The sequence below is a fragment of the Pusillimonas sp. genome (assembly GCF_029263785.1).
Taxonomy (GTDB): Bacteria; Pseudomonadota; Gammaproteobacteria; order Burkholderiales; family Burkholderiaceae_B; genus Pusillimonas.
In genome coordinates, this window is record NZ_JAJUFE010000006.1 from 47,364 (window position 1) to 68,282 (window position 20,919).

The window sequence follows — 20,919 nt, forward strand, 5'->3', positions numbered from 1 at the left end:
ATCCTATCATTCCGGGTGGTTGACAACGTACTCAGGCTGCGGTCAGCACAGCACAAGGCATTTCGGCTAAAAGCTGCTCTGCTTTTAGAGTCGTGCCCGCCTTCAGGTGATGGTGCCTGCCCGAGAATACGTCCCGGTACATACCGCCACAATCGGCAGACACCATAATACCGGTGTCTTTCCAACAAGTCATATTAATGTTCGGTATGGCCTCATGGGAAGCCGATACCCATTGTGCGCAAAGCCTGGGAACCACAACCAGGATACGGTGTCCGGCCTGCTGCCTGCAAAAGGCGATGAGGTGGTCGCGTAAGTGGCCGACAGACTCCATGGGTTCATACGCGCCCTCTGCAAATACTCCCGGGTACGCATCACGGAGCTTGAGCAGGCGGTGCAAAACTGCCTGCTTGATGCGACCGTCGCGCCAATGGGGTAGCAATGCAGCAAGATCTGATCGGGTGTCGAACGCTCGCAGGGACAGTTCGCGCGCAGGATAATCGACGGCTCGCCGGTTATCCGGATCGACCAGACTGAAATCCCACCACTCTGTCCCCTGATACAGGTCGGGAATGCCCGGAACAGTCAGACGCAGAACGAGCTGCACCAGGCTGTTTACTGCTCCTGACGGCGCCACACCCAGCACGAAATCCTGAAGCGATGCCACCGCACCCGAATCAGGGTCATGCTTCGCGACAGCGGTAGAGTCCGCAGGCTTATCCGTTTTTTCGGCCAGGATACCGGCGGCGCTGCGGGGCCATCCCAACAGCTGAAATAGGTACTGTGCGCTAAGCAGTTCATGCTGGATGTTGGGCTCGAACCAACTGGAACTGAGCTTGGCTTCCCGCAAGGCCTTGCGTTGCCACTGTGCAACCCTGGTGCCGAACTCTGCCAACGCAACGGCGTCCTGTCTGACAAGATCAAGTGGCCACGCCCCGATCAAGGCCTGCCACACCATATAACGCTCAGTTCGTGGCAAGGCATGGGCAAATTCTGCATTCGTCCATTCCTCCCATTCGGCACAAGCATGTCGCCACCTGTCAACTTGTTCGCTCAACACCGCAAGTCTCGCACGAGTGTCCTCTCCTCGCTTATGGTCGTGACTGGCCGTGGCAAGCAGCCCTTCGCGAAACCGTTCGTTGCGTCGTGCATTGTGCTCATGAAACTCCGCCGCCGTCTGCGCAAAATACGACGGCTCGGATCCCACTTCGTTCCGCGACAGCAGCGCTCCGTACCGATAGAACACAGTATCTTCCAGCGATTTCGCAGCCAAGGGCGGCGTCAGTTGCTCAAATCGACGGACTGCGAGACGTCGGGCGAGGGTTTGCTCTGGTGTGCGCGCTGGTTTGTCCGGGGGTTGGCCACTTTCCGTGTTTCCTGCAAGCAGCCAATCGGCAATCCGGTCGAGCAGATCCTGATCACTCTTCGAATCTTTGATATGCGAACGTGCACGCGCCTGGGCCTCTCGAATGACAGACTCGTCCCGGCGCGTAGCGACTCCCCCTTCCAGATAGCTGCGATACACCGGGAACTCGGCAAGAAACCCCTCCAATACACGGTCCACAGACTCCAGACTCTGGTCGCCTGCCCCGTTCGCCTGAAGGGCCTCGCAGAGGCGACGCGCCAGCACCTTGCGCTCCGCCACGAAATGTCGGCGCAACATCAATAGCCTGGCTTCATGTACATACGCTTCGGGCCCGTCAGGACACTCCGACACCTCTTTCCACAGGGCAGTCAGTTGCCTTCCCCCTTTTGCGCTATGCAGAACCGCAGCAAGCTGATCCATGAAGTCGTAACCCGTGGTGCCGGACACCCGGAAGCGTTCGTCCAGTATTTCATTGGGGGCAAGGATCTTCTCGATGACAATCCAGGGCTCGTCAATATCCGGACGTCTCAATCGCATGGCTTCGCGCAATCTTTCGGAGTACTGCAATGGCTGTGCCAAACCGTCTACATGGTCAATGCGCAAACCGTCAACCAGACCCTCTTGATACAAACGCATTGGCAACTGGTGCACGGCATCAAAGACTTCGGAATCTTCGACACGTACACCAATCAAACCCGAAATCTCAAAAAAGCGACGCCAGTTGATACGGGTTGCAGCGTTGTTCCAGTGACACAAGCAATAATTTTGCTTGAGCAGCAACTCTTTCAGGCGTTGACGGCCTTCAGGCGACCGGGGATCATGCAGAGCCACCACGGCCGCCGGATCCGCCTGCTTGTCCATGAGCGTTCCCGGGGCAATCGGATATGCGGCACCCCCGACCTCGATAAGAAAGCGGCCGGCCGGCTCATCGGGACTCAGGCACAGCCTGGCACTGCCCAAAGCGGTTTCCAGATCGGTGCCAAGGAACGGGGCGAGTACCTTACCATGCAGACTGACGTCTGCCGGCAGCCAGTCAATGTCAAACCATCTTGCGTAGCGGCTTTTCAGCCCGTGGGTCAGGACATCCCACCACCATTTGTTCTGCGCATGGGTTGCCATATGATTGGGCACGATATCCAGCAGTATTCCCATATGCCGGTCTCGCAATGCGGCCGCCAGCCTTTCGAACGCCGCTTCGCCTCCAAGCTCGGGATTGACTCGGGCGGGATCAATGACGTCGTACCCGTGCGTTGAGCCCGGTACGGCAGATGAAATCGGAGACAGATAGAGGTGGGTGATGCCCAGCGAACAGAAGTACGGAATGCATTCCCTGGCCTGCTCCAGTGTAAAGCCGGAGTGCAATTGCAAACGTACTGTCGCACGCGCCTTCATGAGCGCCCCCTGCCGAGGCGAATCGCCCGGATGGATTTTGTGACGGTCTCGTCATCGAAAACGCTGCAAACATCCAGTGGCAAGCGCCGCAACCAATTTGGATGACCATCCACGAGGTCCGTGCCAGGCATATTGGGTTGATCTGGCAAAGTCAACAAGTCTTCAAGCGGAAAAACGCAGAGGGGCGCCGGAGACTTCGACACCCATTCCATTACCTGTTGCACGGGAGCTGCGCCTTCCTCGGGAATCAATGCCGATGATTGCGTCATGGCCTGTACCAGCAACCGCTTGTCGTTACCGCGATCTGTCCACGCAGCCTTCAAGGCCTGATCATCAAGCATGCCCAGCTTATGTCTCCACTGCAGATCGGTGCCCGTCCACCAGCCCGCCACGGTAGGCAAATCGTGAGTGGTTGTCGTCGCAACCGACTCTGCCGACCAGCGAGAAGGAGGGATGAACCGGCCTGGTCTTTGTGCCTCTCGTTCAAACCACAGGACGCTGGTGCCGAGCAAGCCTTTGGCACTGAGCAGCTCGTTGAACCCCGACGGGACGGTGCCCAGGTTCTCGCCCATCACAATGGCCTGGTGACGATACGATTCCAACGCCACGAGACGGAGCATGACCTCAAGCGGATAATGCAGAAAGGCACCTTGCGATGCCGGCGCTCCCTTTGGCACCAACCACATTCGCGCCAGACCCAGAACATGGTCAATACGCACTCCTCCGGCATGCAGAAGCGCTCGACGCAGCAGTGTCAGAAATGGCTGGAAACCCTTTTCTTGCAAGGCCCGCGGAGAAAAGGCCGTCAGACCCCACTCTTGTCCCTCCGGATGATACAGATCAGGGGCGGCCCCCACGGTGGCTCCGGTCAATATATCTTGAGGAGCGGACCAGGCCTGACTGCCGCGCGGGTCGGTACCAATGGCCATATCGGATATCAGTCCTACGGTCATCCCCGCCCCAAGGGCGGCTTCTTGCGCCTTACGCATGCCTTCGTTGGCCAGCCATTGCAAAAAAGCATGAAAATGCAGCTCAGAGGCCGATTGACGCGCAAACGCAACAGCCGCCGCAGAATCGGGCTCCTGCATGGGTGCTGGCCAATCCTGCCAGCCATGGGCAGGACCAAGCGAACTTGCGTAGTGTCCGTGTAGCGCTTCGTACAGACAATGGCTTTGCAAGGCGTCCCCGCCGGCCACCCGAAAAGCCTCAAAGGAGCGCCTGGCTATCTCGGGCGCATGCACATCGAATTGCTGGAACAACGCTTTGGCGATGCGCAAACGCGCTGTCTGCACTCCGGGCCAGTCGACAAGATCGGAGCCACGTACCTGGGTGTGCAACTGACGGATTGCATGATCGCGCTCGTTTTCCGGCAACGTTTTCAGGGCAGACACAAGAGCATTTTCACCAAGCGCCTGCACGTCTACGTAAGCAACATTAAAAAAAAGTCGGCTGGATGGCGCATAAGGGCTATAGCGCATCGGATCGGCAGCGTATAAAGCATGCACCGGACTGATCGCCAGAGCTGCTGCGCCATGGCGGCCCGCCTCCGCCGCCAGCGTCGCCAACGCTCCATAGTCACCGGCCCCCTGGGCGGCAGCGACAACCGGATTAGAATCGGCACGATGACCTCGACGCAAACTGTAAACCTGTGCAGCAACTCCCCAGTAGGCACCCGATGGCAGTCGATAGCATCGCGGCGGCGCGACAGCCAGGACAATTTCAGATCTGCCCACCTTGAGCCGGTGATATCCGACTTCATCCACTGGAGCAATGCTTACAGTGCCCTTCCCGACCACTTGCGTTTGCCCGTCACGTCCGCCCTGGCCCGATTCAAACTCAAGGTGATAACGCGTCTGGACATCACCTGTAAAAACGATGGGCTCACCAGCATCTACCACAATCATCTTGCCACCAAGATGCGAGTTCTCTTCACGCAGGCGTCGCAAACTGCATTCCAGTTGAGCGGCACTGCTGCATTCAAAACCCATCGCATCAATCAACGCCAGAAGCGTTTCGTCAGGCACTTCTCTGGTGCGTCCATGCACATCCTGCCAGCTTGCAGCCAGCCCGACAGCGTCTGCCAGCCGGTGCAATGGTGACCCGCAGAAAGCGTCAGGCATGTTCATGCTCCCCATGCGACTCCAGCGTCGCGATCACGCAATGGCCCGGCAAAGTCGTTAGTGCGCCAATGGACATTCCCGGCACGTCAGCGGGACCCATAAAAAATACGGTGTCCCGATCAATGTGAGGTGCCAAGGTAAACGGGCAGGGATCGGGGCCAAGATTGCAATACAAGGACAGCCGGGCTCCGTCGCCCATTTGCCAGATTGCCGATACAGCGCCTTCCCCCAGCACACGAGCGCCCATGCTGCGCGCACCCTGAAGACGTGGAACGATGTACTGGTATCGTAGCGCCAACAACTTCCGGTACCACTGTCGCCACTCGTTGGCAGTTTGATTTCGCTTTTCGGGCACTCGGGACAGCTCCCAGGTGCTTTCCTCGTTCGGGTCCGGAATGCGGGACCGCGCTTCCGGGTCGGCAAAAGCCGGGAATCCGGCAAACTCCTTTCGACGCCCCTCGCGCACGGCCTTGGCAAGCTCTGGCTGCATATGACTCGTGAAATACAGAAATGGTGACGTCGCGCCCTCCTCCTCGCCCATGAACACAAGCGGAATCTGTGGAGTCAGCAGCTGAAGTGCGACCGCCGTCTTCAGGGCATTGGTAGCAACACCAAGACTCGACAAGCGCTCACCCATTGCCCGATTGCCAATCTGATCATGATTCTGAAGAAAGAAGATGAATCGTTCAGAGGGAAGGTCGGCACTGGGTTCGCCACGAATTCGCCCTGGCTTGACGGGGTCTTCCTGGCCCTGAAATACAAAGCCTTCAGATAGCGCACGAGCCAGCATCTGGGTGGCATTGTTTGCATACGATGCGTAGTAGCCGGAGTCTTCGCGCGTCAAAAGATGGTGAACGACATGATGAGCGTCGTCATTCCATTGGGCGTCGAACCCCTGGCGTAATAATCCAGCCGCATTGTCATCGTTCTCCAAAACAAGATGAACATGCCGTTCCGACCCAAGCCGGCTACGAACAAAGCCTGCCATTTCCGGCAACCAGGTCTGGTCGTGGATTGCATGCACGGCATCAAGTCGCAAGCCGTCAAAACGGTATTCTCGCAACCAGAACAGTGCATTCTCGGCAAAGAAACGTCGCACCGCGTTGCGACGAAAATCGATGGCCGGTCCCCATGGGGTGTCAAGATCATTCCGAAAGAACTCGGGAGCATAGCTGGGCAAGTAATTTCCATCGGGCCCAAAATGGTTGTACACCACGTCCAAAAATACCATTAGCCCCAGGCCGTGCGCCGTATCAATAAGTGATCGCAACTCGTCTGGCGTACCGTAGGCAGCATCCGGCGCATACGGCAGCACGCCGTCGTATCCCCAGTTCCTGGGCCCTGGAAAATCAGCGACCGGCATCAACTCGATAGCCGTGATTCCAAGTTTTTGCAGATCAGGCAGTCGCTGTTCTACGCCTTTGAACCCGCCATACAGGCCGCAATGCAATTCGTACAGGACAGTTTCTGACCACGGACGTCCCTTCCAGGGTGCGTGTTTCCAGCCGTATTGGTGCAGGTCGCATACCACGCTGGAATCGTGTACATCGCCGTCCTGCAGTCGGGAAGCCGGGTCGGGCACCAACATGCCATCGGGCAGTGCAAAACGGTAGCGGGTCCCTGCAGGCGCTGGGCACACCAGTTCGTGAAAGCCATCGTCAAGCTTTTGCATGCGCTGCGGCGTCGAACCTTCGAGAACGAGGTTCACTGCGTCTACACTGGGTGCCCAGAATCGAAAGCGCGTAACGCTGTGTGAGTCAGGCTGTGCCCCGAAGCTGTAAGGGCTCTGTGAAGCGCGGGCTGCGCCCAGCCGATTCATGATCGCAACCCCTCGGAGTTCGCAAGAAGCACAATGCCGTGGGCGCCCACCTTGACTTGCCCCGTGTCGACTTCACCGCTGATGCGACCGTCTAAAACCGAATCGAGGCGGCGGAACCAGCGACAGGGCAAAGCAGGCAGCTCGAAGCTGATGTCTTCATTCGCCCCATTAAAAAGCAAGAGCGTCACGTCCAGTTGTTCGCCTGCCATTACCGCGCGCTGAAATCCCAACACCCTGCCCTCGGAAAACGCCCAAGCTTCATCGCTCATCTCACTACCGTCGATGTCGTACCACGCGGCGCGCTTGATGCCGGGAACCAGTTCGATCGAGTCGTCGCCGAACCGGCTACGACGCAACGATGGATGTGCGCGACGCAATGCCCTCACACGGGCGACCCAGTTGATCAACGCCTGACCATGCTTTTCAGACGCCTGTTTCCAGTCAAGCCACGCGATCTCATTGTCCTGACAGTACGCGTTGTTATTGCCTTTCTGGCTGTTCGCGAACTCGTCTCCGGCCAGCAGCATAGGCGTACCGTCAGATACCAGCACTGTTGCCAGCATGGATCTCAAGACCGTCTCTCGCAATTTATTGATGGCCTTGTCCGGCGTAGGGCCCTCGACACCCCAGTTTGAACTGTAGTTCTCTCCGTGCCCGTCGCCATTTTCGTCGCCGTTGGCTTCGTTATGCTTGTCGTTGTAGCTCACGACATCAGCTGCAGTGAAACCGTCATGAGACGCCACGAAATTCACGGAGGCCCACCGCCGCCGGTGCCGGTTGTCGAACAGAGCCGGCGTACCGCTTAGCGCCGAGGCCATTTCACCCCGCTGCTCTGCGTCGCCGCGCCAGAAACGCCTGACGGTGTCGCGATAACGGTCATTCCATTCGGCAAAGCCGGGCGGGTGATTGCCTAGCTGATACCCGTCAGGCCCTATATCCCAAGGTTCGGAGATCAACTTCTTGCGCGCCAGCACCGGGTCTTGAAGGATGGCATCGAAAAATCCCGAACCCGGATCGAAACCCGTCCCTTCACGGCCCAAAGTAACGCCCAGATCGAAGCGAAAGCCGTCAACCCGATAACTTTGGGCCCAGTGCCTCAGAGAGTCCATGACCATCTGCAGAACCCGTGGATGGGACAAGTTGACCGTGTTGCCACAGCCTGTGTCATTGATGTAGTAACGTTCTTCGCCCGGTATCAACCGATAGTAGCTGGCGTTGTCCAGCCCTCTCCACGACAGGGTCGGGCCCAGCTCGTTGCCTTCAGCGGTGTGGTTATAGACAACATCCAGAATCACTTCTATGCCCGCAGAGTGCAGCCTCCGTATCGCCATGCGCAACGCGTTGGCCCCACGCACCGTCAGATAACGCGGCTCGGGAGCAAAATAGGCGAGCGTGTTGTAGCCCCAATAGTTCCGAAGCCCTCGCTCAACAAGAAAATGATCGTCCAGAGCCGCGTGTACCGGCAGCAGCTCCAGGCTTGTAACTCCCACCTTCAACAAATGATCGATAAACGCTGGATGTGCCAGGGCGTCGACTGTACCTCGCCAATTGACGCGAATGTCTTCGCGCATCATCGACAGCCCTCGTATGTGAGCCTCATAAATAAGGGAGTCTTCCCACGGTATGGCCGGGGGCTCATCGTCGCCCCAGTTGAAATTGTCCTCTGTTACGACAGCCTTTGGCACCCAGGCAGCGCTGTCACGACGGTCCTGGCTAAGATCCATGCGGGAATGTCCGACGCGGTAACCAAACAGCGAGTCAGACCAGCGCAATGCTCCCGATAGTTGCTTCGCATAAGGATCCAGCAGCAGCTTTTGAGGATTGAACCTATGGCCACGGGCCGGATCGTAGGGACCATGGGCACGATAACCGTAGACAAGGCCCGGCTGGGCATCCGGCAAATAGCCATGCCAGACTTCGTCTGTGCATTCCGGCAATGGAAAGCGCTTGATTTCCTTGCGTCCACGTTCGTCGAAAACACACAAATCCATTCGCGTCGCATTGGCCGAGAACACGGCAAAATTCACGCCAAGGCCGTCACTTGTGGCGCCCAGCGGATACGGCAGTCCCGGCTGCAACCTGTCTATATTCAGTTCACTCATCGCTTGATTCCTCAGGCACGAAAAACACTGCACCTAACGGTGGCAGGACCAGGGAAAGACTCTGCGGATACCCGTGGGCAGGCTGATCACTCGTACGCGCTTCTCCGGCATTTCCCACATTGCTGCCGCCATAAATGGCCGCATCCGTATTCAGAATTTCACGCCAAGGGCCGGCCTTTGATGCCCCGACGTGATAGTTGTGCCGAGGTACGGGAGTCATGTTGCAAACGACAAGCACGCGATCTGATCCGGCACGCCGCTCGAATGCAAAAACGCTGTTGCTGCGGTCGTCTCCGACCACCCAGGCGAACCCCTCGGGATCATCATCGGATGCATGCAGGGCTGGGGTGCGTGCATACACGGAGTTGAGGTCGCGCACCAGATGCATCACACCCGTATGCGAGGGATTGTCCAGCACATCCCACTGCAGAAAGTCATCGTGATTCCACTCACCATGCTGGGCCAGCTCGCCGCCCATGAATAGCAGCTTGCGACCGGGATGTGCCCACATAAAGGCATAGTAGGCTCGCAAATTGGCCAAGCGTTGCCAATGGTCACCCGGCATCTTTCCCACCAGCGAGCCTTTTCCATGAACCACTTCATCATGAGACAGCGGCAATACGAATCGCTCAGACCACGCGTAGACGGTGCTGAAGGTCATGTCATCGTGATGGTACTTGCGGTGGACGGGTTCACGGCCCATATAGCTGAGCGTGTCGTGCATCCAGCCCATATTCCATTTGTAATGGAACCCCAGTCCACTCTCGCCAGTCGGCCTGGTCACACCCGGCCATGCCGTAGACTCTTCGGCCACCATGACCGCATCGGGAAACAACCGCTTGACGGTGTCGTTGAGAACTCGCAAAAACTCAATCGCCTCCAGGTTCTCGCGCCCGCCCAAATGGTTGGGCAGCCACTCACCGGGGCCACGACTGTAGTCCAGGTAAAGCATCGAAGCCACCGCATCCACACGTAAGCCATCAATGTGATAGCGACGCAGCCACTCCAGAGCACTGGCGATCAAAAAATTACGCACTTCGTTGCGGCCGTAGTTGTAGATCAGGGTGTCCCAGTCGGGATGGCGTCCTTGTCTTGGGTCCGCATGTTCATAAAGTGCCGTGCCATCAAACATCGTCAGGCCATGAGGGTCCGAAGGGAAATGGGCCGGCACCCAGTCCAGGATGACACCCAAACCGGCACCATGACACGCGTTCACAAACCATGCGAAATCATCGGGAGTTCCCCAGCGAGCCGATGGAGCAAACAGGCCTAAGGTCTGATAGCCCCACGATCCGCCAAAGGGATGCTCCATGACTGGCAACAGCTCAATATGCGTGAACCCCAGGCTACTGGCATGCCTGATCAGGCGCGGGCCGCAATCACGCCAGTTGACCGATGGCCCGCACCGCTGCCACGATCCCATATGGACTTCGTAGATCGACATTGGCGAGCTGGTCGACTGTCGGCCGTGACGCTGCGTCATCCACTCGCTATCCGTCCAATCGAAGTTCGGGCCCGCGGTTACGATCGACCCGGTAGCAGGTGGTGGTTCGGTTCGTCGTGCCACCGGATCGGCCTTATGTGGCAGCAGATGGCCATCCCGACCGAGCACTTCATATTTGTAGCAGGCTCCTTCACCGACTCCGGGAACGAAAAGCTCCCATACCCCGCATTCAGGTCGCAACCGCATGACATGGCGATCTCCCTGCCAGTTATTGAAGTCTCCTATCACTGCGACTCGACGGGCATTCGGCGCCCAAACCGCAAATCGGGTGCCCTCTGTGTCTTGTACAGTGCAAGGATGTGCCCCCAGACAGTCGGCCAGAAATTCATGACGGCCTTCGGCCAGCAAGTGCATATCAAGCTCGCCCAGGAGCGGGCCGTAATCGGTGTGGACACGCGACTCACTCATGCTCGACCTCGGGATCGGAGACGGCGGCCGGATCTGCAATGCCTCGCGCTATCCTGGCCAAGCCGTCAAGCGGGACGCCTATCCAGTCGGGACGATGCCCTGCTTCGTAACACACTTCGTACGCCGCCTTTTCCAGCAACGCCAATTGAAGCAAGTCGCCATCCGTCTTTTCATCGAGTACTTCCGGGCATGAATCCAAGGCCTGGGCCCGGTAGGCTGCAAGAAAAGCCTGACTCGCGCTTTCCCTGAACTGCTCCAGAAGCCGAGCATGCCGTTCGCGCGTGGTTCGCGCGTCGGGCACCGCCAGCGCTACTCCATCGGACGACTCGGCGGTGACGTCCGTATCCACCTGACCGGGCGTTACCGAAACTGCGGCCGGCGCAAGCTGCGCAAACCCTCGCGCGGCATAATCTATCGATCGGAGCAAGCCCGCGACGTCACGCCACGGACTCGCCTTGGCACGACGCGCAGCAGGCGGACGATCGGGCTCCCCTTCGAAATCAACAAAATAAACATCACTCTGGGCAATCAGCACTTGCCCCAGATGCAAGTCTCCGTGAATGCGGGTGCGCCGGTGCCCTGCAATGCGCGTTGCCGCCCGATCGACCCATGCCAGGATTTCTTTGCACACATCACGAAGATGTAACGCCTGGGCAAGCCCGACAGAGGCCAGACGATCACGATTGCTCCAGGCTGCCGAAATGGCTGCCTGAGTCATGGAGCGTATATCCTTGACCCACCGTCGAGCGTCGGCAGCCGTGGCAGTCTCGGGTGTAAAGGCAGCGTCGCCGTCGGCCTGGGCCAGAGATCCATGCAGCTGGGCGAGGCGGCGGCCGATAATCGCCGCCACAGCGGTATACGCCGTCAGGTCATCTTGATAATCGCCGGCAGTCTCGCCAGTCAACGTCGCACTCTCCAGCGACCGTTTCAAGAACTCGTTTGTCCAGGACCACGCGTCGCCTTGGTTCGGAACCCGGGCGTGCAGCAAGGCCAACGTATAAGATTGGCCCTGCTTGTCGATCTTCTTGAGCTCTCCGAGCAAGGCGGCACTGTGGGGATAGCCGACCCGGGTCAAGTGACGCGTCATCTCGGCTTCTGGATGCTCTCCCGGCTGGACATTTCTCAGCAGCTTCAGAACCGCCAGGTCGCCAAGCCACAGCGAGCTATTCGACTGTTCACCCTGAAACCAATCAATATCTTCATAGGTTAATTCGGGCAGGCCATGCACGCCTTCCTCGGACTGAAACTCCAGACTGCCATACTCGCCGGGAAGTTCATACCGGGCATTGCAGCGGAAACACTCAAGCATTTGAAGCGCGAACTGTGGCACGCTGACGGCATCAACCAACAAGCCAGTGTCTGCCGTTCGCCTGACTCGTGCCATCCCATGTTGTTGCTGCATCGCTGTCGTGGACTCATCCCACACTATGACTACTGGCATGAAATACGCTCGCTCGCCGTCCTTGTCTTTCACGCGTAGTTCAGTCAAGAACGTACCTGCGTCAGTACCCGGAGGCACCGCATACTCCAAACTGACCTGTCCAACCGGCTTGTCCTGCGGAAACCACCGCTGTCGGGCCAGATAGGCGGGCAGCACTTCGCGACACAAAGCCTTGCGTGACTCCTCCAGCAGTCGTGTGCCTGACGCACCACGGCGCAAGACCAAAGTGACGTACTCCGGTGGCTGATCAACCGGCGCAGCGTGCCAGGATGGCGAGTTGGCCTGCGCACTAAGCTCAAACCAATAAAATCCGTAGGGTGGCAAGGTCAACATGTATGGTGAGTCGCCAACATCCGGGAAGGGTGTCCCCCCCAATAACTCCACAGGTACCCTGCCCGCCAGTTGAGAAAGGTCGAGCTCAACTGGCTGTGAAGCATCCGACAAGTTGGCCACGCACAAGAGAACCTCTTCACCCAGTTCACGCAGATACGCCAGAACCTTTCGGTTGCCGGGATAAAGGAATTGCAGCGCCCCCCTTCCGAAGGCTCTTTTTTGTTGCCGCTTGGCCAACATCCGACGTGTCCAGTTCAGCAAGGAATGCGCATCGCGCTGCTGCGCCTCTACATTGACGGCCTCATAGCCGTACAACGGCCCCATCAACAAGGGCAGGATCAGGCTTTCAGGATCGGCACGTGAAAAACCGCCGTTACGGTCGGGAGTCCATTGCATCGGCGTTCTTACACCATCACGATCTCCAAGGTGAATGTTGTCGCCCATGCCGATTTCATCACCGTAATAAAGCACAGGTGTTCCAGGCATCGACAGCAACAAGCTGTTCATCAGCTCGATACGTCGACGGTCGCGCTGCATCAGGGGCGCGAGACGCCGTCGAATTCCCAGATTGATTCTGGCGCGCCGGTCTGCCGCGTAAAAATCCCACAGATAGTCACGCTCGCTGCTGGTCACCATTTCGAGGGTGAGCTCATCGTGGTTGCGCAAAAATATGGCCCACTGGCAGTTCTCCGGGATAGGAGGGGTCTGGCGCATGATGTCGGTGACCGGAAACCGGTCCGCTCGAGCTATCGCCATGTACATACGCGGCATCAATGGAAAGTGGAATGACATATGACATTCATCCCCCTGCCCAAAATACTCCTGGGCGTCTTCAGGCCATTGATTCGCTTCGGCAAGCAACAAACGGTCGGGATAATCCTGATCCATCACCGTGCGGATACGTCGCAGGACATCGTGTGTTTCAGGCAAGTTTTCATTATTGGTGCCCTCCCGCTCGACGAGATACGGTACGGCATCCAGCCTTAGTCCGTCCACGCCCATGTCGAGCCAGTACCGCATGACACTGATCACTTCCTTGAGCACGCGCGGGTTGTCATAGTTCAGATCAGGCTGATGGGAATAAAAGCGATGCCAAAAATACGCGCCGGCAACCGGATCCCACGTCCAGTTTGATTTCTCGGTGTCGCAAAATATGATTCGTGTACCGGCGTAGGCCTGGTCGTTGTCAGACCACACGTAGAAATCGCGCGCAGCGGATCCCGCACGAGCCCTTCTGGCACGTTGAAACCAGGGATGTTGATCAGAGGTGTGGTTTACGACCAGTTCGGTAATGACCTTGAGCCCTCTGGCATGTGCGGCGCGTATGAAACGCCGTACATCGGCCAGTGTGCCGTAGTCCGGATGGACCGAACGATAATCGGCAATGTCGTAACCATCATCAAGCCTGGGAGACGGGTAGAACGGCAGAAGCCACACCGTGTCGACACCGAGCTCGGCGATATAGTCCAGACGTGAAATAAGGCCGGCAAAATCGCCAACGCCGTCGTCATTGGAATCCTGAAATGACTTTACGTGCAGTTGGTATATAACCGCATCCTTGTACCATCCCGGCTCGTTGCGAGACACGGTTATCGATTCACGCTTGGGATCATTTCCAGCATCATTGCGCGCCCTCATTCAAGCCCCCTTACACGCCAGATGAAGTAGGGACTCTCAGGAGTAAATTCGACCTGGTGACTGTTTCCCTGAAGGTCAAATTCCCTTCCTGACAAGGCATCCTCCATGTGTACCGTCGCATGGTCCGGCAAGCCCCATGACCAGAATGGGAAGTCGAGCCACGCACGTCTGGACGCATGGGGATCCAGGCAGATTCCAACCAGCACCACGCTATCCTTCTGGGGAGTGGACTTCGAGAAAAACAAGACGTGATCGTCATGGGCGGGATGAAAACGCACACCCATGTGGGTCCAAAGCGCAGGCGTACTTTTTCGAACGCGATTAAGTTGTGTGATTTCAGGGATGATGTTTGCAGACTGGCTCCAGTTTCTCTGACGCAACTCGTACTTCTCTGAATCCAGATATTCTTCCCGCCCCGGCAAGGCGGCGGCCTCACACAGCTCGAAGCCGCTATACATGCCCCAGGATCCTGATAGCGTTGCCGCCAGGGCGGCCCGGATCAGAAACCCTGACCGTCCCGAATTTTGCAAAAAATACGGGTTGATATCCGGGGTGTTGACAAAAAAATTAGGACGAAAAAAGTTGGCTACCTGTGCCGTGGCAAGCTCCTCCAGATAAGAGGTCAATTCGGCCTTATTGTTGCGCCACGTGAAATAGGTGTAAGACTGCGAGAAACCGACCTTGCCCAATCTGTACATCATGGCGGGGCGGGTAAATGCTTCCGAAAGGAAAATCACGTCAGGATGCCTGGAATGAATCTCGCCCAGCATCCACTCCCAAAAGGGCAAGGGCTTGGTATGGGGGTTGTCTACCCTGAATATTCTCACGCCCTGCTCTATCCAGAAAAGAACGACGTCACGAAGAGCGCGCCACAACGATGCTCTTGGCTTCAGTTCAAAGTCTTGGTAGAACTCGGGGTTAACGATATCCTCATAACGTTTTGGCGGATTCTCGGCGTAGCGCAAGGTGCCGTCGGGTCGCCAATTGAACCAGTTCGGATGTTGCTTGAGCCAGGGATGATCCGGAGAGCACTGGATGGCAAAATCCAGCGCAACCTCCAGCCCGTGTTCCTTTGTGGCGTGAAGCAATTGCCTGAAATCGTCCAGTGTGCCCAGCTGCGGATGAACCGCATCGTGGCCTCCGTCTTCCGAACCGATGGCATAAGGGCTTCCTACATCGTCTTTGCCTGCGGTCAGACTATTGTTCCGGCCCTTCCTGTTCGTTCGTCCAATGGGGTGAATAGGGGGAAAATAGAGGACGTCAAAACCCATTTCCTTGATGGCAGCCAATCGACGGCGCACCTCGACAAACGTGCCATGGCGTCCGGGCACGCTGCTTTCAGATCGTGGAAACAGTTCATACCAGGTAGAAAAAACGGCAGCGCGGCGCTCGGCCATAATGGGATAGTCGTGCTGACAGCGCGTTTCAAAAGCACGGAAGCCAATGGTGCGCATGGCCTGAGCCGTGGAATCCGCCAACAGCAGGTCGCCGTCACCGGACTCGATCAGCCCCTCCAGCATGGACGTTATTCCTGGATGTATGCGACGGGCGATCCGCACTGCATCTCCCAACATCAACCTGCCCTCCTCAATATCGACGGCCACGTCCATTCCGGCATCGCGTTTCTTGATCACTGCTGCCCGGTAAGATTCCCATCGGTCATGCCACGCCTTGATATGGAATTGATGCCTTCCGACACGAACAAGCGTTATCGACGCACTCCATCTGTCATTTCCTTCGTGCGTCATCAGAACCTCGCGCCAGTCGGACTCATCCGCGGCCCGCCATAACACACTGGCACCCAGACGCTCGTGGCCATCCATGAAAATATTTGCTGTAATTTCAAGTGTGGTTCCGACGACAGTCTTTACTGCAAAACGCCCATCCTCAACCTGGGGCCTGACCGCTTCAATAGCGATCCGCGCAGCGTTCATCACCCCTAGCCCCAGTCGACGCTTCTCGGCAGTGCTGATTGTCTTCAGCTTGATAAAAGGCAGGGCTTTTACCGAGAAGCGGCAATACGCCTGGGGCAGCAATGAATCAACATTGTCAGACACAGCCTGATCAATGACGGCCGAATCGGTCGGCAGGCGAGATTGCACCAGTCGCCAATCAAGTGTGGCCTCGCGCAACCGGTCCGGGTTAAGGACAATACCGTCTCCACCTCTGAATACAACGGTTCCAGGGCCGAGCAGGCCGTTCAGTACGACCAGAGGCTGCTTTATGGACCGTCGCCGTGCCAACCATTGATTGACCGCTTTCACTTCATCGGACACACGACTGTGCAGGACAAACTGGGGCACCAGAACACCGTTTCCGGCAATGGCGGCTGTCCATAAACGCCGGCCCATATACTGTTCGAAATCCGGGAGATTGGCGTCGAGCATTTCGCCGGCATCATTGGCATCGACCGGGACGATGACTGATGCCACTGCATCAAGCCGCGCATATTCATCTGCCAGCCACGGCGAGCGTTCATCCCACCAGGGCAATGAAAGAAACGTTCCGTCAAAACCGGCACCGCGTAGCTCCATAAGCTGCGCGGGCGTGGAACCTGGAGTCCACAGGAGAAATCGTGTGTCGGTCCTGACGCCGCGAACTGAAGCCACGAGGCGCGCCCAATCTGCGGGAGCAAATCTGCCAGGCTCACGAATGAGGAAGCCTGCCAAACCATTGTTCACTCCGCGTATGAAAAAATCCGTCCACCCGGATGCCGATAACGACTCGCTCAACTCAACATCGGCGTAAACCTGTAAACCGTATTTTGAGGCTTCGGCGGCCAGTAGCGCTGGGTTCAGCAATCCGACGAGTTCATCGCCACCAGCCAACTCATAAACCGCTCCCTCTTCGGCGAACATGGGAAAGCCCGGGGGAAGCAACAATCCATTGAAGGCATGGTCAAACGCCTCGCGGCAAAGCTCGGGCCAGCCAGGTTCTACTGGTTGAGGCACCTTGTCAATCGCCAGCAGACGCCCGCAGTCACCGAAGCGTTTATCGAACTCGTTCATCCACTTTCCCCATCCCGCTTACTGCTTCTGGCTTCCTCAGGCAGCGGATATCCCTATTTGCCGTGAGCCGGCTCTGACGGCAGCCGTACGTTTCGCCTCGCGTACAGAGGCTGTCAGCACGGGTGACACCACCTCCAAGCGACCCGAGCAAAGAGCCTGATAGCAATGCAGGTAAGCCGGTGCGGCGCGTTCCCAGCTGAAGTCCCGCAACATCGCGTTTCGCTGCATGCGGCGCCATATCGTATTGATGGAGCGCAAGCGAAGGGCCCGTTCGATGGCGTTATATATGTCCGCGACCTGGTCGCCGTCAAAAAGCAATCCCGTTGCCAGCCCCATGACCTCGTCAGTGCCAACACTGCCGGGATCATGAATGGTGTCAACCATTCCTCCGGTACGCGAACCGATCGGGATAGTGCCGTATCGCATGGCATACAAAGGGGTTAGCCCAAAGGGTTCGAAACGACTGCCATGAAGCAGAATATCGGATCCCGCGTGAAGCAGGTGTGCCAGTTCTTCGGAGTATCCGATGTGCACCGCGCATCGACCAGGATATTGGTCCCCGATTTCCCGCAGGCGCGCTTCGATGTGTTTTTCACCGCATCCGATTACGCACACCTGGAGTCCGGGGTGAGAGTCCAGCAGGAAGGGAATCGCTTCAGCGGCGACGTCCGCCATCTTCTGGCCCGTCAGCCGGCTGCCCATGCCAATTACTGTGGATTCGGCATCAGGCTCGAGGCTGAATGTTTCTTGCAGTCGACGCTTGCACACAGACTTGTTGAATAAATGGTCAGCGCTGAACTGGCTCCCTTTCAGATACGGATCGGACACCGGGTTCCAGACAGATACGTCGATGCCATTTGCAATCGCAATTATGTCGTCCTGCCGACGCCGCAAAAGCTCTTCAAGACCGCAGCCAAACTCAGGAGTCAGAATCTCCTGGGCGTAATTACCGCTGACTACAGTAATCTTGTCGGCACATGTAATGCCGGCATGGAGGAAATTCACGCAGTCCCCATGCATCAGACCGGCGTTGTCCCACAGATCCGAATCGATGCCAATCTGTTGCGCGACGGATGTGTCGAACCAGCCCTGAAAGGCCACGTTGTGCAGCGTCAGGACCGTGCGGACGTCCTTCGCCCCCAGCTGCCGCAACACAAGGGGTGCGAGGGCCGCATGCCAGTCGTGCGCGTGCAGGATGTCGAAGCCCGGCACGCCTGGAAAGCCTGCTGCCACACGCGCGGCTGCGTGAGACAGAGCGGCAAACCGGATGGCATTATCTGAATATTCTTTTCCACTTTCATCCAGATAAAGCCCCTCTCGGTCATACAGGGCATCGTTCTCCAGAACGATTATGTCAAGACCCGATTCCGGGCAAAGCCCTTTTACTAGCCTGGCGTCACCACCAGGCAATCCATGCATGTGTCCTATCACCGAGGCGTGCAGCAAACGCTGACGGACTCCTCTGTACGATGGGAGCATGACCGTGATGTCAGGCCCTCGGGAGTGAACGGCGCGGGCCATGCCACTTACGGCATCGCCCAGCCCGCCTGTCTTTGCCAAAGGAAACGCTTCAGAAGTAACAGCCAGTATTCTCAACGCCACAGTGCTCTCCCATTGGTGATCGTTGCATCACCTGTTCAGAGCAATCTGCGTGCCTGTTCATCCTCCATTGCGTTCGGGATCTGGCGGTGTGTGCGACAAACCAGCGTCGCGATCTGAAACAACCTTGTCCGGCTCAACATCGTCTCCGGCTGGATCGTCTTGATTTTCAACGCCCGCGCGTTCGCCAGTACTATATCGGTCGCTATCAGTGTCGGGGAAACTATCGGGCAACTCGCTGGCGGTGTCCGACGAATCGCTAGGGCCAATTGCCGGAGGGGTTCGCGGGTCGGCCTTAAGGCGCTCCAGACGTTCTGCGTCGCGTTCTGTGTCGTCGTTGGGCATGATGTGCTCCTTGGTTGTGCAATCAAGGAGACGTTGCAAGAAGCAGACCTGCTAGGGGTGCGCGACCTTAATCAGTTGTTTCGTGCAGCTCGCCGTACTCTTCAAGACGGTTGTAGAGCGTCTTGATGCTGATCCCCAGGGTTTCGGCCGCCAGCTTCTTGACCCCGCCGCACTGCTTCAAGGTGGCGAGAATGAGCTGCCTGTTGGCGTCCGCCAACGGCACACCAACAGGCACCAGGATCTCCGGCCCTTGGCTGGGGGTTTTCTCGACCAGGTCAAAGGCGTTGAAATCGCCCTTTATCACCTCGTCGGCCAGGATGTAGCTGCGATAGACGAAATTTCGCAGCTCGCGCACATTTCCCGGCCATTGATAGGTACGCATGGCAGAAAGTGCTTCCGGAGAAAATCGCTTTGCTGTTTTCTCGCTGGCGTTGAGCTCGTCCAGGAAGTGCTGGGCCAGCAGCAAGACATCGTCTTCGCGCTCTCGCAGCGGCGGCAACTGGATTGGAAAGACACTTAGCCGATGGTACAGGTCTTCGCGAAGCGCGCCCTCTTGGACTGCCTGTTCCGGGTTACGGTTGGTGGCCGCCACCACACGAACGTCAGCTTCAATTTCGGTATGCGTTCCTACCCTCATGAAGCGACCGGTTTCCAGCACGCGCAATAGCCGCACCTGGAGCTCCATCGACATCTCGGTGATCTCATCCAGAAACAGGGTGCCGCCGGAAGCTCGTTCGAAATACCCCTTGTGGCGGCGGTCGGCTCCGGTAAAGCTACCTTTCTCGTGGCCAAACAGTTCGCTCTCGATAAGGTTAGGAGATATGGCACCGCAATTGACTGGCATGAACGGTTTGGCGTGACGCGCGCTGGCCAGGTGTATGGCCTCGGCGGCCAATTCCTTTCCGGTACCACTTTCGCCAACCAACAATACCGTTGCAGTGGTCGGGGCCACTTTTTCGATGTGGGCGCGCAGCACATGGATGGCCGGAGACTTGCCAATTATTTTCTCAAATGCCGCTCCAGCCACACTTTGGGGCTTGGATTGAACAGCCCCCTTGATTTGCGCAAGAATCATCTTGAGGCGGCGCAAACTGACTGGTTTCTGCAAATAGTCGATGGCGCCACATCGCAGGGCTTCAATTGCACTATCGACAGTCGAGTGTCCGGTGACAAACACCACATCGGTATTGGGCAGCTTGAGATCCTGCCACAACTCCATACCGTTACCGTCAGGCAAATGCATGTCGAGCAGGATAACGTCGGGATGACGTCGTTCTATCAGGATGCGAGCTTGCCGTATGTCCCCCGCCTGGTCGACATCATAGCCTTCTTCCTCAGCGATCTCTGCAATCAGATGCCGGGTCTCGGATTCGTCTTCTATTACAAGTAAGTAGGGCATGTGTCTCGAAAGCAGTCGACGTCGCGAGCGTCGTCGTCAGCCCCAACCACCAGGATCAGGGAATTTATCTTGTTCTGGTTGAAGTATGGTACGCGTTCTAAAATAATACAGAAGTAAATCCGTATGACAATTGAAACTCTATGATAAGCAGCTTTTCGTAGTTTTTCTTGTGGCGAAGTATCCACTTTATATATTAGCCGAGAGCGCCGCGCCAGTCTGACGCAACAACCAGCTCTGAAATACGGAAAATAATTCATGCCAAACCGTGTCGCAGACCGGATTATCCATGGCTATCGTTGCGGTGAACTTGCGCACCAACCAGACGTTTCCCCGTGTAATCCGGGTACGCGGCGTCGGCCAAACGTGCAGGCGGCGCAGAACGAAAGCAGAGGCTCTGTCAAGCCGCCGAAAATCCTGTAATAAATTTGGTTACCCAAATAATTTCAAT

Annotated in this window: 10 protein-coding genes; all 10 read right to left on the bottom strand. The window is 57.2% G+C overall.

Annotated elements, in window-relative coordinates; genetic code table 11:
- Positions 1–31 precede the first annotated feature (31 nt).
- A complete protein-coding gene (gene treY, locus Q1J88_RS03230) occupies positions 32–2,755 on the bottom strand; it encodes a malto-oligosyltrehalose synthase (RefSeq protein ID WP_301116017.1) in 2,724 nt (907 codons plus the stop codon).
- A complete protein-coding gene (gene malQ, locus Q1J88_RS03235) occupies positions 2,752–4,875 on the bottom strand; it encodes a 4-alpha-glucanotransferase (RefSeq protein WP_301116019.1) in 2,124 nt (707 codons plus the stop codon). The genes treY and malQ overlap by 4 nt, the downstream gene beginning before the upstream one ends.
- Positions 4,868–6,694 carry a malto-oligosyltrehalose trehalohydrolase gene (gene treZ / locus Q1J88_RS03240; protein ID WP_301116021.1) on the bottom strand — a complete coding sequence of 609 codons (1,827 nt, stop codon included), beginning with the start codon at positions 6,692–6,694 and terminating at the stop codon, positions 4,868–4,870. Before treZ ends, malQ begins: the two co-directional genes overlap by 8 nt.
- The gene (gene glgX / locus Q1J88_RS03245) at positions 6,691–8,796 is read right to left on the bottom strand and encodes a glycogen debranching protein GlgX (protein WP_301116022.1); all 2,106 of its coding nucleotides are present in this window, start codon (positions 8,794–8,796) and stop codon (positions 6,691–6,693) included. Before glgX ends, treZ begins: the two co-directional genes overlap by 4 nt.
- Positions 8,789–10,708, bottom strand: a complete 1,920-nt coding sequence (gene glgB, locus Q1J88_RS03250; RefSeq protein WP_301116023.1) for a 1,4-alpha-glucan branching protein GlgB — start codon at positions 10,706–10,708, stop codon at positions 8,789–8,791. The genes glgX and glgB overlap by 8 nt, the downstream gene beginning before the upstream one ends.
- Positions 10,701–14,120 carry a maltose alpha-D-glucosyltransferase gene (gene treS, locus Q1J88_RS03255; RefSeq protein WP_301116025.1) on the bottom strand — a complete coding sequence of 1,140 codons (3,420 nt, stop codon included), beginning with the start codon at positions 14,118–14,120 and terminating at the stop codon, positions 10,701–10,703. Before treS ends, glgB begins: the two co-directional genes overlap by 8 nt.
- Positions 14,117–17,128 (bottom strand): alpha-1,4-glucan--maltose-1-phosphate maltosyltransferase, encoded by a 3,012-nt coding sequence (locus tag Q1J88_RS03260; RefSeq protein WP_301116028.1) that lies wholly within the window; start codon positions 17,126–17,128, stop codon positions 14,117–14,119. The genes treS and Q1J88_RS03260 overlap by 4 nt, the downstream gene beginning before the upstream one ends.
- Before the next feature lie 36 nt (positions 17,129–17,164).
- Positions 17,165–18,730: a glycogen synthase GlgA gene (glgA, locus tag Q1J88_RS03265; protein WP_301116030.1), complete on the bottom strand. Its 1,566-nt coding sequence runs from the start codon at positions 18,728–18,730 to the stop codon at positions 17,165–17,167.
- Between the two features lie 57 nt (positions 18,731–18,787).
- Positions 18,788–19,072, bottom strand: a complete 285-nt coding sequence (locus tag Q1J88_RS03270) for a MatE family transporter (RefSeq protein WP_301116032.1) — start codon at positions 19,070–19,072, stop codon at positions 18,788–18,790.
- Between the two features lie 67 nt (positions 19,073–19,139).
- Positions 19,140–20,471, bottom strand: coding sequence for a sigma-54 dependent transcriptional regulator (locus Q1J88_RS03275; protein ID WP_301116034.1), 1,332 nt, complete (start codon positions 20,469–20,471; stop codon positions 19,140–19,142).
- Between the last annotated feature and the right edge of the window lie 448 nt (positions 20,472–20,919).